Below are 16,128 nucleotides of genomic sequence, written 5' to 3' on the forward strand. Positions count from 1 at the left end.
CCGACGTCGTCGAGAGTGAGCCCTGCCCAGCAACTACCGGTGGACGCCGCCCGGCGTGTCACCGACCCGGTGAACGTTTATGGACAACGCACTAGCCGTTGCGCGGAAACGGTGGTCATCCCTGCCTCCTGGCTGCTGGGCGGTGCGGTGGCACGGTCATGGGCGGTCCGCTTCGAAGCACAGGTCGCCCGCGACGATATCGCGGGATACCTCGCCGAGGCTACGGTTCTCGGCGTAGGCGTACGCCCGGATGCGGGCCGCGGCGTCGGTGATGCTGCCCCGGATCTGAACCATGACCATGCCTTGGGCTTGGAACAACTCTGCTCGGTTCCCGACCGCGTCGGTCACGCTGTCGTCTGCCGGCTCGCCGGGTGCGGCGGCGTCATCTCTCTGCCGGTCGAGCAGGGCCTCGACTGTGACGTCCGCGAAGCAGAGCGCGTCGGCCAGGTGCTGTTCGGAGAGGCGGCCGGCGCGGTCGCGGAACACGTCGAGGACACCGAGCCGGGCCGCGCCGATCTGCAGTGGAAACGCGAACACGGCGCGGACACCACGGTTGTGGGCCTCCGGTCCGTACACCGGCCACCGGGTCATCGCCTCGCCGGCGAGATCGGTGATCAGTACCGGCCGGCGGCCGTCGAAAGCATCGAGGCACGGGCCTTCACCGAGAAGGAACTGGAGTTCCTCCACCTTCTCGCTGAGCGGGTCGGACGCGGCGTATACGCCGCGGGTCCCGTCGTCGGTGAGCACGCTGATCCCTGTTCCGGAGGCCGACAATGCTCCCGCCGCTGCCTGGCAGACACACCGCAGGTGATCGACGATTCCGCCGTTGCGCCCGGGCTGCGCGGCGATGAGGCCCCGGACCACGGTGGCCCGATCAGTCATGGTGCTCGCCGGAAGCGACCCGGCCGCGGGCGGCGCCACGAAACGGTGGGATCGATCATGCGCCCGGTCATCGCCGGTCGCCTGGTCCCGGCCCACCCGAACCACCTGAGACGCGAACGCGGTGCCGACGGTTCGCAGGACTTCCGGATCGATCGGGCCGCCGGCGACCGGTCGTACGCCGAGGTGCTGTAACCGGGGTCATCGGACCGCTCGCAGGCGCGGCAGGCCGAGGCCGCCGCCCTCGGACTCCCAGGCATCCGAGTCCAGCCCTGCTGCCGAGCCGTCCGAGCCTGCGGGACCCGGGCCGGGCGGGACCACACGCATCGTGAAGGTGCCCCCGTCGGCGCAGACGACGGTCATCGTCCACGGCGACTGGCCGGGCGAGTAGTCGACGTCGACCGTACGCAGATCCGTGACGATCCGGGCCGGCCCGGCTGTCCAGTCCCTGGCGCTCAGCACCAGCCGTCGCACCGGTCCACGGACGTGATCGAGCATGGGCAGCAGAACGGGCAGCTCACTGTCGAGATCGATCGACTCGGGCCACCAGCTGCCGTCGTACGAAGAATGATCGAGTTGTCTCAGCTCCCGCGCCCGAAGGCGCTCGGCAGGGGACAGGAATTCAGGGTGACGGATGTACAAGGCCATGACGAGATCCCATCGTCCAGGACCGACGCAGGCGCGGGCCCAACCTGGAGACGACAGGTGAGGACGAGGTCCACCGAGTCCGGTGAAGGCGCGGCGTCCGGCAGGCCTGCCGCGCACCGGCGAAGGCCGGCACCGATGACGGAGCCATCGGTCACCTCCAAGTGTACGCGCGGCCGCCGCCGGACGCGCGTACGGTGGAAAGACGCCGGAATCTCGACGTCAACGGCGAGCGCATGCCGCACCCGCCGCGCGATGGACGCCGTCCACGGAGAGGCACTGTCATGAACACGAGCACCCGAGTCCCGGCCGCACGAGCACCCGATGATGCCGTACGCCTGCGGCTGGATCCGCATCCCGGCCGTACCACCGTCCTCGACGGAGCCTGGTGGCCCCGCTCGACGAACGCGCTCGCCGAGCTCCCTGATCTCGTCCAGGCCCTCGCCGGCCGGCGTGGGGAGATCACCCACGTCCTGTTCAACGCCACCGAATGGGACCTTCCGCACCCCCACCGGGCCGGCACCGGCCGCCGGGCAGTGCGGCTCGGCTGGTACACGTCCCAGCCATCCGGTTTGATCACCGTGATCAGTGACTTCGGGGCAGACCGGTTCGATCTCCTGGTCGTCCCGCCCGGCGTGAGCCAGGCCTCGGCCGACATCGCGGCAGCCGCCGCAGCGGACCCCACCGACAGACGTCACACTCCGGAACTGATCGCCGAGATCGCACACGCCGGCTGATCACCCCACCACGTAGGTCGCTCCAGACCCCGGCGGCAGCTCGACATCACCCTGGAGCACCCATGCGCATCTTCACCCGCAAAGCGGCCGGCCCCATAACACCTGCCGAGCTTCCGCCCAACGCTGATCCGACGGCGGAGAAGCACCTCGAATCGACGGCCATGGAGGCGATCTCGCGCGGCAGTCAGCAAGCGTTCGCCGGGCTCTTCGACCGTACGGCCAAGACCCTCGCCGCCGACCTCGCGGCACGCCTCACGGAGCCCCGGCAGCAGACCGCGGTTCTCGCCGCCACCTACGTCGAGGTGTGGTGGCTCGCCGGCTGCCGCAGTAACGCGGATGCCGACGTCACCCAGTGGATCAGTCGCATCCTGGAGCGGCGGATCGCGGACTCGTACCGGGCACCCACGGACCAGGCTCACCACGAGCCGGGACACTCGCGCGCGGAACACGAACTGGCCGGCCTGCTCGACCGGCCGATCGACGGCCTCTGGCCGGTCTGAACCCGTGCCGTCGTCCCACACTCATGGCGTCAACCGGTACCCGGGCACCCGCGACTCGACAGCGTGCGGATGACGGGTATCGGTGGTCGCGACGTCCCGGACGCCGCCGACCCGTCGCCCTGGCCGCGGCCGCCGATCACGAACGAGCGTCTGGCCGGTCCAGGAGTACGGGGTGGCGCGATCATCGCCCCTGAAGTACGAGGCGACGGATGTGATCAGCGACCCGGCCTCGCGCGGCGACCGGAAACGGAGGGAGGTCGGTGCAGAAATGGCACTCTCGGATCAGGCGTGCTTGCCACGCGGGCGCCGCCGCCGGACCAGGATCGCCCCGACGATCAGGGCCACCAGGATGCCGCCTCCGATCGCCGCAGGCGACAGCGTCCGGGACGGGGGCTCGGCGGCGGTGAGGTCCGCCGGTGAGCCGGCCCCGGTGAGAGGTCCGGAGTCGCCGCCGGCCGCGCCCGGGCTGACGCTCTCACCGGCCGAAGCGCTGGCGCTCATCGAAGCGCTGGGTGAAGCGCTGGCACTGGTTTTGGGCTTGACCGCGTCGGCCCCGAGCGCCACCTCGATCACGGCTTGCCCGCCGCCGGAGGACACGACCGACACGGCCACTCGATGGGCCTTGTCGCGCAAGGTGGTGATGGCGTCCGCGTCGGGCGCCTTCCGCTGCGTACCGGTCGTGTCGATCAGTGAGGAGGAGCCGTAGGACCCGCCGGGCACCCGGTAGGCGTGCACCCCCTCGAGATTCGCGTCCAGCGTTCCGGCGGCGTGCCGGTACTCGATGACCAGCCGGTCCTTGCCCAGCGCGATGTCCAGAGCCCGGGTTCCGCTGCCTTTTCCGTGCAACGACCGCAGGGTGTAGGTGCCGGTCTTGGTGACCTTTCTGGTCGAGCCGCCGAGCCAGCCGGCCCGGATCATCTCGGGTGCGGTGAAACCGGCGCCCGGGCCTCCGCCGCCCATGATGCTCTTGCCGCTGCCGCCTTCGGGCTCGCAGGACCTCAGGTTGCCGCCCGCGCAGACCAGACGCCCTTGGTGGGCGAAGCCGAGATTGTGGCCCAGTTCATGGCCGACCACGCCCAGGCCGCTGTCCGTGCCGTACAGATTGATCCAGGAGGTGGGGCCGGGCACGCTTGCCAGGCCCGCCCAGGGGCAGGCGGCCTTCTGCGCGGGGAAGACGATGGAGATGCTGTCGTAGTCCTCGCCGGCCACCAGGCCCCGTTCGGCGAGCGCTTCCCGGGTCAGGGTGTTGATCTGACCGTGTTTGCAGTCGGCGGCGGTGATCGGCAGCGTGATGGGGCCGAGGAACTGCTCTTCGACGGCGGGGACGTAGGTGAACTGCCCCCGTGACACCTCGGTCATGAACGACGCGGCCGAGTCCTTCCCGGTGAAGTAGGTGCCGGGGGTGGTGGCCTTGACCTTGTCGGGGAACTGGAAGCCGGCGTCCTGGAACTCGACGAGCACGGGCAGCATCCGCCGCTGGGCCGGTGCGGCGGACGCGGTGCCGGGAACGACGCCGGCGACGAGCACGGCGAGGCCCGTGGCCAGGGTGATGCGGCCGAGGGGGGACGTCTTCATCGGGGGGATTCCTTCGGGGGATGACGAACCAGGGGGATGGGCCGCGGTGTCGGCAGCGCCACGCCCACCGTTTCTCCTACGTGGGACATCCTACGTCCCATATTGCGATGGAGATTAGGCAGGGTTCGAGAAAAGATCAAGATCCGCAGGGGTACGGCGCTGCGCGATCGCCTTGCTGTGGGTTCGCGCTCAGTCCTGCCCGGGGGTGAGCCGGCGCCGGATGCCGCTGAAGTGCTCGGTCAGGGCCGAGACCGACTCCTCCACGTCGCCGGCGCAGACCGCGTCGTAGACCCGGCGGTGGCGTGCGGCTATCTCGGTGGGTGTCTCGTCGGCGTCGTCGAGCTCGGTGTGCAGGGCGTGGTAGACGTCCCAGAACGCCGACAGCAACTGGGTCACCAGCGGGTTGCCGAGCGGTTCGTAGAGCAGCTCGTGGAACCGCTTGTCGGTCTCCGGGCTGACGCCGCCGGCTTCGGCTTCGGCCTCCATCTGGTCCATCACCTCGGCCAGCCGCGCATCGGCCCCGCCGTTCTCGCCGCGCCGGCGGATGACCTGCTGGATCAGGCCGTATTCCAGGACCTCGCGAATCTGTACGAGGTGGCGCAGGTCGTTACGGCCGGCGTGCAGCGACAGCAGGCCATGGAAGGTCAGCTCGTCGACGAGCGAGACCAGGGACATGGTGCCGACGAACATGCCGAAGCCGTGCCGGATCTCGACGATGCCGACCGCCTGCAGGGCCTTGAGGGCCTCGCGCAGGGAGTTGCGGCTGACGTTGATCTCGTCGAGCAGTTCGAGCTCGGTGGGCATCGGGTCGCCGGCGGTCAGGCCACGTTCCAGGATCAGCCGTTTGATCTGTTGCTGCACCTCGTCGGTGCGGCTCGGCCGGCGCGGGGCGGAGGTCGGTGAGCTGCGCCGCCTCATCGCGTTGCCTCTGGCGCTGCCCCCGTGGAGCCGAATTGTTCCGGTTGCGGGGACTTCCGGCCGCCGGGTTGCCGATCCTGGCCGGTGGGGTGTGGCTGCGGCTGCTTCATGGCGACCTGTCTCCGGGTGCTCTTGACCATGGGGGGACACGCTCCTAAGGTACCGCATACGAGCTACGTAGGACGTAGGACGTCCCCCGAATCACATGACTTTAGGGATCACGATGGATAACAAGGGCGTATCACGTCGCAACCTGCTGCGATATGCGGGCATTCTGGGCACCGCCACCGCGGTCACGGCAAGTCTCGGTGCCTGCGGGGACGGCGAGGGCTCCTCGTCCTCCTCCGGGGGCAAGACCATCGAGGCGACCCTGGCATTCACACTGTCCAGCGGCTTCGACCCGATGCTCGCCTCGAGCGCCGTCGCCACCACGGTGAACCAGCACGTCTTCGAGGCCCTGGTCGACCTGGACCCGATCACCCGCAAGCCGTACCCGGCCCTCGCCTCGGCGCTGCCCACGGCGAGCAGCGACGGCCTGACCTGGACGGCCACCCTGCGCGAGGGCGCGAAGTTCTCCGACGGCACCGCCGTCACCGCCGACGACGTCGCGTGGTCGTTCGCCCGGGTGCTGGACCCGGCCAACGCCTCGCTGATGGCCGGCTTCATCACCTTCATCGACACGGTGACCGCCAAGGATCCGCGTACCGTCGAATTCAAACTCAAGAGCAGGTTCAGCCTCTTCGCGCAACGCATCGCGGTCATCAAGATCGTGCCGAAGGCGAAGACCGGCGACGCCGCGGCGAGCAAGGCCTTCGACACCGCGCCGATCGGCTCCGGCCCGTTCACCCTGGTCAGCGCGAACGCCACGGCCGGCGTGGTGATGGCGGTGAACGCCGGCTACAACGGCTCACGGCCCGCCAAGGTCGAGAAGATCACGCTGCGCACCACGCCGGACAACACCGCGCGGCTCAACGATCTGCAGGGTGGCGCCTCCCAGGCCATCGAGGCGGTGCCGTACCTCGACGTCAAGTCGGTCGGCAACGGCCGCAAGGTGGACGAGAAGCAGGCGTTCAACCAGATGTTCCTGATGTTCAACTGCGCCGCCGCGCCGTTCGACGACAAGCGGGTCCGGCAGGCGCTGCACTACGCCGTCGACACCCAGAAGCTGATCACCACGGCGCTGCAGGGCTACGCCACCCCGGCCACCAGCTACCTCGACGAGGGCAACGCCAACTACCAGAAGGCGGCCACCGTCTACGGCTACGACCCGGCGAAGGCCAAGGCGCTGCTGGCCGCCGCGGGCGTCAGCGACCTGTCGTTCGAACTGGTCACCACGGACGCCGCGTTCGTCAAGGACAGCGCGCCGATGCTGATCGACGCGTGGAAGGCGATCGGCGTCACCGCCACCCTCAACACCAACCCGTCGTCGGCGGTCTACGGCACCATCGTGCCCGGCGCCGGCTTCCGGGTGCTCGCCGCGAGCGGCGACCCGACCGTCTTCGGCCCCGACGTGGACCTGCTGCTGCGCTGGTTCTACACCAACGAGACCTGGACCAAGAACCGGCACCGCTGGGCCGGCACGCCCGCGGCCACCGAGTGCGCGAAGCTCATCGAGGACGCCGCCAAGAGCTCCGGCGCCGAGCAGACCGCGCTGTGGAAGAAGGCGCTCGACCTGATCGCCGACGAGGTGCCGCTCTACCCGGTCTTCCACGCCAAGATGATCACCGGTTTCGATCCGGCCAAGATCAAGGACTTCGCCGGCGCGGCCACCACCGGCCTCTACTTCCTCGGCTCCTCACGCGGCTGACCTGTCATGACCCCACGCGTAAGCGGTGTGGCCGCCGGAGGGCGGCCACACCCCGACCCGGAAAGGAGCATCAGGTGGACGCCTTCCTCGGCATCATCCTGCGCCGGCTGGCCGCGCTGATCCCGCTGATGCTCGGCATCATCCTGTTCATCTTCCTGGTGATGGCCCTGTCGCCGAACGATGCCGCGCTGTCGGTGCTCGGCGACCAGGCCACCCCGGAACAGATCGCCGCGTTCAACCAGGCCAACGGCCTCGACCAGCCACTGCTGATCCGCTACTTCGACTACCTGTGGGCGCTGCTGCACGGCGACCTCGGCCAGACGTTCTCGCTCGCCGCGCCGATCAGCGGCATCATCGGCGACGCGCTGCCGGTCACCCTGCAGCTCACCGCCCTCGGCGTCGGCCTGGCCGTGCTGCTGGCCCTGACGCTCGGCATCACCGGCGCGCTCTACCGCGACCGCTGGCCCGACCAGGCCACCCGGCTGCTGTCGATGGCCGGCATCTCCATCCCGTCGTTCTGGCTCGCGATCCTGCTGATCCAGCAGCTGTCCACGATCGGCGGCGGGTCGCTGCCCAGCGGCCACTACGTCGCACCGTCGGAGTCGGTCGGCGGCTGGCTGCAGCACCTGATCCTGCCGGCGATCGCGCTCGCCGTGCCCACCGGCTGCGCGCTGGCCCGGGTGGTGCGTACCTCGATGGTGGAGGAACTCGACCGCGACTACGTGCGCACCGCCATCGGCGCCGGCCTGCCGCCGGTCGTCGTGGTGGGCCGCAACGTGCTGCGCAACGCTCTGCTGACCCCGCTCACCGTGCTCGGCCTGCAGGTCGGCTACCTGATCGGCGGCGCGGTGATCATCGAGGCGATCTTCACGCTGCCCGGCATGGGCACCCAGATCATGAGCGCCGTCCAGCAGAACGACATCGGCCTGGCCCGCGGCCTGGTCATCACCATCGCGCTCGGCTTCGTCGTCGTGAACCTCGTGGTCGACCTGCTGTACCTGGCGGCCAACCCGCGCATGCGAGGAGCCCACTGATGCTCACCGGACTGCGGCGCCTGCCGCTCATCGCCAAGATCTGCCTCGGATTCCTGCTGCTGGTCGTCGCGATCGCGATCGCCGCGCCCTGGCTGATCCGGCACGACCCCACCCAGGTCGCGCTCGCCGCCCCGACGACCGGCCCGAACGGCGAACACTGGTTCGGCGTCGACCGGCTCGGCCGCGACATCTACTCGCGGCTGATCGCCGGCACCCCCCGCTCGCTGATCGTCGGCTTCGGCTCGGCCGGCCTGGCCCTGCTCGTCGGCACCGTGCTCGGCGCGATCGCGGCGACCAGCCGGCGCGCCGTCGACGAGACCGTCATGCGCGCCCTCGACGTGATCATGGCGTTCCCGACCATCGTGCTCGCCGCGATCCTGGTCGTGGCGTACGGCAACGACAGCATCACCGTGCTGGTCGGCGCGATCGGGTTCGTGATGATCCCGCAGATCGCCCGGCTGGTACGCGCCAACGCGGCCGCGCAGTACCAGGAGGACTACGTCGCCGCGGAACGCGTGATCGGCGCCGGCCGAACGCACATCCTGCTGCGGCACGTCGCCCGCAACTGCGCCGCCCCGATCCTGGTCTACGCGACCATCATGGTCGCCAACGCGATCGTCTTCGAAGCGTCGCTGTCGTTCATCGGCGGCGGCCTGCAACCCGAGGCCGGACCGTCGTCGTGGGGCAGCGTCATCGCCTACGGCCAGCAACTGCTCGCCAGCGGCGGCTGGTGGGCCACCTTCTTCCCCGGCCTGCTGATCCTCGCCACCGTACTGTGCCTCAACATCCTCGCCGAGGGCATCTCGGACGCCTGGGCCGCCCCGGCCGCACGCCGGCGCCCCGGAGCCGGCCCGGCCGCAACCGAGTTCACCGACGCCGAGCGGGAGACCCCGGTCGAGCTGCCCGGCCTGACCCAGGCGGCGAGACGACTGGCGTCGCAGGCCCGGCCCGCAGTCACCGGCGCGCCGGTGCTGTCGGTCCGCGACCTGCGGATCGGATTCCCCGGCAGCCACCACGGCGTGGACATCGTCGACGGCGTCAGCTTCGAGGTCCGGGCCGGCGAGGTGCTCGGCCTGATCGGCGAGTCCGGCTGCGGCAAGTCGCTGACCGCGCTGACCGTGATGGGCCTGCAGCCGCGCGGCGCCCGTACCGGCGGCACCATCTCGTTCGCCGGCACCGACCTGCTGACCCTCGGCGCCGCACAGCGCCGTCAGCTGATGGGCCGGCGCATCGCGATGATCTACCAGGACGCGTTGTCGGCGCTCAACCCGTCGATGACCGTACGGGCCCAGCTCAAGCAGATCATCAAGCGCGGCGGCACCCGTACCGCCGAGGAGCTGATGACCCTCGTCGGCCTCGACCCGAGCCGCACCCTGTCGTCGTACCCGCACGAACTGTCCGGCGGGCAGCGCCAGCGTGTCGTCATCGCGATGGCGCTCGCCCGCGACCCGCAACTCGTGGTCGCCGACGAACCGACCACCGCGCTCGACGTCACCGTCCAGGCGCAGGTCATCGAACTGCTGCTACGGCTGCGCGCCGAACTCGGGTTCGCCCTGATCCTCGTCTCGCACGATCTGGCCCTGGTCAGCGACGTCTGCGACCGGATCGCCGTGATGTACGGCGGGCACATCGTCGAACAGGGCACCACCGCCGGAGTGCTGGCCGCACCCACCCACCACTACACCCGCGGGCTGCTCGGCTCGGTGCTGTCGCTGGAGGCGCAGGCGCCCCGGCTCGTGCAGATCCGCGGCACCGTGCCGTCCCCGGCCGACTTCCCGGCCGGCTGCCGGTTCGCCGACCGCTGCCCGCGCGCCACCCGGATCTGCGCCGACGACCGCCCGCCGCTGGCCGAGGTCAACGGCCACCTGGCCGCCTGTCATCACCCGGCGCAGGTCACAGAGGTCGAGAAGGTTGCCGTCCATGACTGATGCACTGGCTGAACTCAGCGAGGTCAGCGTCGAATTCCGCGCCCCCGGTGGGTCGGTACTCAACCGCACCCGGGTACACGCCCTGACCTCCGCCGACGTCAGCATCCGGCCGGGGGAGACCCTCGGCGTGGTCGGCGAATCCGGCTGCGGCAAGTCGACACTGGTCAAGGTCCTGGTGGGCCTGCAGCAGCCGACCGCGGGCACGGTTCGCCTCGGCGGTCGCGACATCTGGGCGATGAAGACCGCCGAGCGGCGCCGGCACATCGGCCGGCTCGTCGGCATGGTCTTCCAGGACCCGGCCACCTCCCTGAACCGCCGTCTCAGCGTCGAACAGATCATCAGCGACCCGCTCGACGTCCAGAAATGGCGCACCCCGGCGGAGCGCCGCGCCCGCGTCGGCGAGCTGATGAACCTCGTCGGGCTGCCCGGCTCGGCCCGCGACGCGCTGCCCGGTCAGATGTCCGGCGGCCAGCGGCAGCGCGTCGCCATCGCCCGGGCGCTGGCCCTGGAACCGCCGCTGCTGATCGCCGACGAACCCACCTCGGCGCTCGACGTGTCGGTTCGCGCCCAGATCCTCAACCTGCTGCTCGACCTGCGCGAACGCCTCGAACTGGCGATGGTGTTCGTGTCACACGACCTGCAGACCGTACGCCGCGTCTCCGACCGCATCGTCACCATGTACCTCGGCCGCGTCGTCGAGGAGATGCCCGCCGCCACCGTCCGCGACGGCCGGCACCCGTACACCCAGGCGCTGTTCTCCGCCGCACCCGGCCTGCTCCACCCGATGCGGGCCATCCCGCTCACCGGGCCGGTCCCGTCGGCGGTCAACCCGCCGTCCGGCTGCCCGTTCCGCACCCGCTGCTGGCGGGCCACCGAGCTCTGCGCCACCGAGATGCCCCCGTACGCCACCGAGACCGACCACCGGTACCGCTGCTTCCACCCCGTCACCGACCCCGCAGATCTGCCCCGCCCCGGCGCGGACCCCGTACAGGAGCTCAATTCATGACTGCCATCACCACCGCCTCGCTCACCTCGCCGGCCGGTGCCGCCGCACCGTCGCTGACCGGGGTGGTGCCGCCGGTGTGCACCCCGCTGACCCCCGACTTCGAGGTCGACGTCGCCTCGCTGCTGCGCCTGGTCGACTTCCAGCTCGCCGGCGGCGTCGACGGGCTGTTCATCCTCGGCTCCTCCAGCGAGGTCGCCTTCCTGCCCGACCGGCACCGGCAGACCGTGATCGACGCGGTCCTCGGGCACGTCGGCGGACAGGTGCCGGTGCTGGTCGGCGTCATCGACATGACCACCATGCGGGTCCTCGACCACGCCCACCGGGCGGTCCGCGACGGCTGCGCCGGCATCGTGGCCACCGCGCCGTTCTACACCCGCACCCACCCCGCCGAGATCGAACTGCACCTGCGGCGCCTCGCCGAACAGTGCGAAGCCCCCCTGTACGCCTACGACCTGCCCGTCTCCGTGCACAGCAACCTCGACCACGACATGCTGCTGCGCCTGGCCGCCGACGGGGTCCTCGCCGGGCTCAAGGACTCCACCGGCGACGACGCCGGCCTGCGGGACCTGATCGTGGCGCGCAACGACGCCGGGCTGACCGGCTTCAGCGTCCTCACCGGCTCCGAACTGACCGTGGACAGCGCGCTGCGGATGGGCGCCGACGGCGTCGTACCCGGGCTCGGCAACGTCGACCCGCACGGATACGCCACCCTCTACGCCCACGCCCGGGCCGGCGACTGGGAGCGGGCCGGCCGCGAACAGGAACGGCTGCTGCGCCTGATGCGCATCGTCCGGGCCGCCCCCGCGTCGCGGATGGGCCGCGGCTCGTCGGCGCTCGGCGCGTTCAAGACCGCCCTGCAACTGCGCGGCGTCATCGAGCACGCGGTCACCGCACCGCCGCAGATCCCGCTGGACACGACCGAGACCGAGTACGTCCGGCAGATCCTGATCGCGACGGGCCTGCTGTGAGCACGGTCGCCGCCGTCGACATCGGCGGCACCAAGATCGCCGCCGCGCTGGTCGACGGCACCGGCGTCATCCACGACCGGGTCCGCGTCGACACCCCGCACGGCGCCACCGCCATCCTGTCCGTGGTCGCCGAACTCGTCGCCGACCTGAACCGGCGCGCCGGCCAGGGCACCGAGGCGGTCCGGGCGGTCGGCGTCGGCGCGCCCGGCGTGATCGACAGCAGCACCGGCGTGGTGCGGTCGGCCACCCGGACCGTGCCCGGCTGGGCGGGCACACCGATCCGCGACGAACTGTCGCGGATGCTGCGCCTACCGGTCGCGGTCACCAACGACGTACGCGCCGCCGCGGTCGGCGCGGTCCTCGACCCGGCACTGCGCGACTGCCCGCAGGTCCTGCACGTCTCCGTCGGCACCGGCGTCGGCGGCGCCCTGATCCGCCACGGGCGCCCGGTGACCGGCCCACACGCGGTGACCGGGGAGATCGCCCACCTGCTGGTGCCCGGCCAAGGCCCCGTGGCGTGCGGCTGCGGCCGCTACGACCACCTCGAGGCGGTCGCGGCCGGGCCGGCCATCGCCGCCGCCTACGCCCGGATCACCGACCGCCCGGTACGCCCGCTCACCGACGTGACCGCGCTGATGCGCGCCGGCGACCAGGACGCCCGCACCGTCATCCACGCCGCCGCGCACCTGCTCGGCCGGGCCCTCGCCGGGCTGGTCGCCGCGATCGACACGGACGCGGTGACCCTCGGCGGCGGAGTCGTGCACGGCATCCCGGAGTTCTCCGCGACCGTCGCCGCGGCCTTCCACGCCGAGGCACTGCCCCCGCTGCGGACCCTGCCGGTGCTGGTGCCGGCGACCGCCGCCGACGCACCCCTGCTGGGCGCGGCACACCTGGCCCGGCAGATCGGACAGGAGACCGCGTCGTGACCTTCGACGAATTCGTACGGGCCGTCGGCGGCGGCCTGATCGTCTCCTGCCAGGCCGGCGCCGGGCACCCGCTGCGCGACTCGCCCACCATCGCCCGGATGGCCCGCGCCGCCGTGCTCGGTGGCGCCACCGCCATCCGGTGCGGAGGCGTGGGCGGCGTCCCCGACGTCCAGGAGGTCGCCTCCGCCGTCGACGTGCCGATCGTCGGGCTCACCAAACGCGGCACCTCCGGCGTCTTCATCACCCCCACCGCCGACGACGCGCTGCGCGTACTCGCCGCCGGGGCGGCCGTGGTCGCCACCGACGGCACCCGGCGCCACCGCCCGGACGGCGCGCCGCTGAGCCGTACCGTCGAAGCGGTGCACGCGGCCGGCGGCCTGATCATGGCCGACGTCGCCACCCTGGACGACGGCCTCGCCGCCGCCGGCGCCGGAGCCGACCTGATCGCGACCACGCTGTCCGGCTACACCCCGGACAGCCCCCGGAATCCCGGACCCGACCTGGACCTGGTGGCCGCCCTGAGCCGGGCCCTGCCGTCCGCCGTGATCGTCGCCGAAGGCCGGTACCACCGGCCGGAACAGGTCCGGGCCGCCCTGGACGCCGGGGCCACCGCCGTCGTGGTCGGCACCGCGATCACCGACCCGGCCTGGATCACCGCCGGCTTCGCCGCGCACACCGATCGGCCCCGCCGGGGCTGACCCGCAATCCCCGGCCGGTGCCGTCATCCCCCGATCCGGCACCGGCCGGCCCGTCCCCGCCCCGGAGTGAACATGCGCCAGCGTCACCTCATCGACCCCGACATGCTGCCGGCCCTCGACGCGCGCCTCGCGGCCTTCCCCGGCGGCTTCCACGCCATCACCGACATCACCGAACGCCGCGCCACCATCAACGCCCTGAAAGCCGCCGAATCCGCCACCAGCCCGCACGTCGTCCAGCAGGACCTGACGGTGTACGGCTCAGACCTCCCGGTACGGGTCTACCGCCCGGCCGCCGTAAACACCAGCCTGCCCGGCATCTACTACATCCACGGCGGCGGCATGATCCTCGGAACCGTCGCCGGTGAGGACGCCGCCGCCACCCTGCTCTGCGAACAGGTCCAGGCCGTGGTCGTCTCCGTCGACTACCGGCTGGCGCCCGAACACCCGTACCCCGCCGCCTTGGACGACTGCTACGCGGGGCTCGCCTGGATGCACGGCAACGCCGCCGAACTCGGCGTCGACCCCGACCGGCTGGCCATCTACGGCGCCAGCGCCGGCGGCGGGCTGACCATCGCGACCGCGCTCGCCGCCCGCGACCGGGGCGGACCGCCGCTGCGCTTCATGATGCCGATCTACCCGATGCTCGACGACCGCCACGAGACACCCTCCAGCCACGAGATCACCGACATCGGCATCTGGGACCGCGCCGCAAGTGTGGAAGCCTGGAACTGTTACCTCGCCGGCCGGCCCGCCGACCGATACGCCGCTCCGGCCCGCGAAGAAGACCTCTCCGCTCTGCCACCGGCCTTCATCGACGTCGGCGCCGTCGACCTGTTCCGCGACGAGGACATCGCCTTCGCCCAGCGGCTCATGCAGGCCGGCGTCCCCACCGAACTGCACGTCCACCCCGGCGCCTACCACGGCGCGGAGTCACTGGCCCCGGAGGCGGAACTCTCCCAGCGCATCTGGGCCCTGCGCGTCGACGCGCTCAAGCGCGCACTCCGTCGGCGGGTGCCCGATTCACAAGAAGGCGAACGGGTCGCCGTGCCTCCGCCTGGGCGCGGCGCCAGGCGCCGGAGGTGAGCAGGCGCAGGCCGTTGAGGCCGACGATGACCGTGGAGCCCTCGTGGCCGGCGACGCCGAGCGGCAGCGGCAGGTGGCCGAACAGGTCCCAGCAGACCAGTACGGTGATGAAGGTGCCGGCGATGATCAGGTTGGCCTGTACGAGCCTGCGGGCGCGCCGGGACAGGGCGATGACGGCGGGCAGGGTGGTGAGGTCGTCGCGGACCAGGACCGCGTCGGCCGTCTCCAGCGCCAGGTCGGAGCCCTTGCGGCCCATGGCGACGCCCAGGTCGGCGGTCGTGAGAGCGGGCGCGTCGTTGACGCCGTCGCCGGTCAGCAGCACCTTCGCGCCGCTGGACTGCATCGTGCGTACCCGATCGGCCTTGTCCTCGGGCAGTAGTCCGGCGTGCACCTCGCTGATGCCGGCCTGCTGGGCGAGATGACCGGCGGCCCCGGCGTTGTCGCCGGTGAGCAGGACCGGGGTCGTGCCGGTGAGATGCCGCAGGGCGGTGACCGTACATCCACTACTCGGCCGCCGACCCGCACGTGCGCGCGCTGTTGAGCCGAGCACTGCTCCCGCGGGCACGACCGATCAGGCGCCGGCCGCCCCCCCGAAGGGTAGGCCCACCAGTGCTGCTCACCGCGCGACAGTTCGTCGCCGGTGATTATCAAACGGTTCAGGCGGCGAGCCGGGCGATCAGTCCGTGACGAGGCGCGGCCAGGTGCGCGATCAGGAAGGCGCCGGTGAGGGTCAGCACGACGGTGCCGCCGACCGGCAGGTCCCACGACCAGGACAGGTACAGCCCGATCAGGGCACAGGTGGCGCCGATCGCCGGGGCGAGGGCCATCATCACGGCGAGCCGGTCGGTGAGCAGGCGGGCGGTGGCGGCGGGGGTGATGAGCAGGGCCAGCACGAGGATGTTGCCGATGGTCTGCACGGCCATCACCACGGCCAGGGTGACCAGCACGTACAGCATCAGGTCGAGCCAGAAGGTGCGCAGGCCGAGCGCGCGGGCCATCTCCCGGTCCAGGGTGACCGCGACGAACTCCTTGTGCAGCAGGAACACGGTCAGTAGTACGGCGATGGCGGTGCCGCCGACGACGTACAGATCGCGGTCGGGGATGCCGGTGATCGAACCGAACAGGAACTGCTGCAGGGATCCGGCGTAGCCGGGCGCCCGCGAGATGATCACAATGCCGAGCGCGAACGCCGCGACGAAGAAGATCCCGATGACGGAGTCCTCCTTGAGTCGCCGGTTCTGGGCGAACACGGTCACCAGCAGCGCGGTGACGATCCCGGCGATCGTGCCGCCGAGGACCAGGCTGCCGGAGAACAGGAACGCGATGGCCAGGCCGGGGAACACGGCGTGCGCGACGGCGTCGCCGATGAAAGCCATGCCGCGCAGCACGACGTAGCAGCCGACGACCCCGCACATGATCGCCGA

17 protein-coding genes are annotated in these 16,128 nt (G+C 71.3%); 11 read left to right on the forward strand and 6 right to left on the reverse strand.

The window, feature by feature from the left end; translation table 11 throughout:
- Window positions 1–156: 156 nt before the first annotated feature.
- Complete coding sequence (locus AB0I88_RS38780; protein WP_361036834.1) at window positions 157–882, reverse strand: GAF domain-containing protein; 726 nt, start codon at window positions 880–882, stop codon at window positions 157–159.
- A gap of 57 nt (window positions 883–939) precedes the next feature.
- Here AB0I88_RS38780 and AB0I88_RS38785 point away from each other — a divergent pair, with 57 nt between their 5' ends.
- A complete protein-coding gene (locus AB0I88_RS38785) occupies window positions 940–1,074 on the forward strand; it encodes a hypothetical protein (protein ID WP_361036836.1) in 135 nt (44 codons plus the stop codon).
- Window positions 1,075–1,080: 6 nt separating this feature from the next.
- Here AB0I88_RS38785 and AB0I88_RS38790 read toward each other — a convergent pair whose 3' ends face one another.
- Window positions 1,081–1,527, reverse strand: a complete 447-nt coding sequence (locus AB0I88_RS38790; protein ID WP_361036838.1) for a DUF5994 family protein — start codon at window positions 1,525–1,527, stop codon at window positions 1,081–1,083.
- A 281-nt stretch (window positions 1,528–1,808) separates the two neighbouring features.
- On the opposite strand from AB0I88_RS38790, the gene AB0I88_RS38795 reads away from it, so the two are divergent.
- On the forward strand, window positions 1,809–2,261 hold the full coding sequence (locus AB0I88_RS38795) for a DUF5994 family protein (protein WP_361036840.1): 453 nt from the start codon (window positions 1,809–1,811) through the stop codon (window positions 2,259–2,261).
- Window positions 2,262–2,323: 62 nt separating this feature from the next.
- Window positions 2,324–2,761 (forward strand): hypothetical protein, encoded by a 438-nt coding sequence (locus AB0I88_RS38800; protein WP_361036842.1) that lies wholly within the window; start codon window positions 2,324–2,326, stop codon window positions 2,759–2,761.
- Window positions 2,762–3,043: 282 nt separating this feature from the next.
- Here the strand turns inward: AB0I88_RS38800 and AB0I88_RS38805 are convergent, their stop codons facing one another.
- Together AB0I88_RS38805 and AB0I88_RS38810 are read right to left on the reverse strand one after the other, a co-directional pair.
- Entirely contained in the window at window positions 3,044–4,336 is a 1,293-nt protein-coding gene (locus AB0I88_RS38805) for a hypothetical protein (RefSeq protein WP_361036844.1), read from the reverse strand.
- A gap of 189 nt (window positions 4,337–4,525) precedes the next feature.
- The gene (locus tag AB0I88_RS38810) at window positions 4,526–5,254 is read right to left on the reverse strand and encodes a FadR/GntR family transcriptional regulator (protein WP_361036846.1); all 729 of its coding nucleotides are present in this window, start codon (window positions 5,252–5,254) and stop codon (window positions 4,526–4,528) included.
- Window positions 5,255–5,477: 223 nt separating this feature from the next.
- Here AB0I88_RS38810 and AB0I88_RS38815 point away from each other — a divergent pair, with 223 nt between their 5' ends.
- The 8 genes from AB0I88_RS38815 to AB0I88_RS38850 all read left to right on the forward strand — a co-directional run bounded on the left by AB0I88_RS38815 (window position 5,478) and on the right by AB0I88_RS38850 (window position 14,704).
- Window positions 5,478–7,061 carry an ABC transporter substrate-binding protein gene (locus AB0I88_RS38815; protein WP_361036848.1) on the forward strand — a complete coding sequence of 528 codons (1,584 nt, stop codon included), beginning with the start codon at window positions 5,478–5,480 and terminating at the stop codon, window positions 7,059–7,061.
- 74 nt (window positions 7,062–7,135) lie between these two features.
- Window positions 7,136–8,095 carry an ABC transporter permease gene (locus AB0I88_RS38820; protein ID WP_361036850.1) on the forward strand — a complete coding sequence of 320 codons (960 nt, stop codon included), beginning with the start codon at window positions 7,136–7,138 and terminating at the stop codon, window positions 8,093–8,095.
- Window positions 8,095–10,023 (forward strand): dipeptide/oligopeptide/nickel ABC transporter permease/ATP-binding protein, encoded by a 1,929-nt coding sequence (locus tag AB0I88_RS38825; RefSeq protein WP_361036852.1) that lies wholly within the window; start codon window positions 8,095–8,097, stop codon window positions 10,021–10,023. Before AB0I88_RS38820 ends, AB0I88_RS38825 begins: the two co-directional genes overlap by 1 nt.
- A complete protein-coding gene (locus AB0I88_RS38830; RefSeq protein ID WP_361036854.1) occupies window positions 10,016–11,029 on the forward strand; it encodes an ABC transporter ATP-binding protein in 1,014 nt (337 codons plus the stop codon). The genes AB0I88_RS38825 and AB0I88_RS38830 overlap by 8 nt, the downstream gene beginning before the upstream one ends.
- A complete protein-coding gene (locus AB0I88_RS38835) occupies window positions 11,026–11,997 on the forward strand; it encodes a dihydrodipicolinate synthase family protein (RefSeq protein WP_361036856.1) in 972 nt (323 codons plus the stop codon). Before AB0I88_RS38830 ends, AB0I88_RS38835 begins: the two co-directional genes overlap by 4 nt.
- Window positions 11,994–12,923, forward strand: coding sequence for an ROK family protein (locus tag AB0I88_RS38840; RefSeq protein ID WP_361036858.1), 930 nt, complete (start codon window positions 11,994–11,996; stop codon window positions 12,921–12,923). The genes AB0I88_RS38835 and AB0I88_RS38840 overlap by 4 nt, the downstream gene beginning before the upstream one ends.
- On the forward strand, window positions 12,920–13,621 hold the full coding sequence (locus AB0I88_RS38845) for a putative N-acetylmannosamine-6-phosphate 2-epimerase (protein WP_361036860.1): 702 nt from the start codon (window positions 12,920–12,922) through the stop codon (window positions 13,619–13,621). The genes AB0I88_RS38840 and AB0I88_RS38845 overlap by 4 nt, the downstream gene beginning before the upstream one ends.
- A gap of 72 nt (window positions 13,622–13,693) precedes the next feature.
- On the forward strand, window positions 13,694–14,704 hold the full coding sequence (locus tag AB0I88_RS38850) for an alpha/beta hydrolase (RefSeq protein ID WP_361036862.1): 1,011 nt from the start codon (window positions 13,694–13,696) through the stop codon (window positions 14,702–14,704).
- Here AB0I88_RS38850 and AB0I88_RS38855 read toward each other — a convergent pair.
- Window positions 14,610–15,269 (reverse strand): HAD-IC family P-type ATPase, encoded by a 660-nt coding sequence (locus tag AB0I88_RS38855; protein ID WP_361036864.1) that lies wholly within the window; start codon window positions 15,267–15,269, stop codon window positions 14,610–14,612. The genes AB0I88_RS38850 and AB0I88_RS38855 overlap by 95 nt on opposite strands.
- A gap of 91 nt (window positions 15,270–15,360) precedes the next feature.
- Window positions 15,361–16,128 (reverse strand): anchored repeat-type ABC transporter permease subunit (locus AB0I88_RS38860; protein WP_361036866.1); only part of this gene is annotated, 768 nt, incomplete at its 5' end.

It is taken from the genome of Actinoplanes sp. NPDC049802, assembly GCF_040656595.1.
Lineage (GTDB): Bacteria > Actinomycetota > Actinomycetes > Mycobacteriales > Micromonosporaceae > Actinoplanes.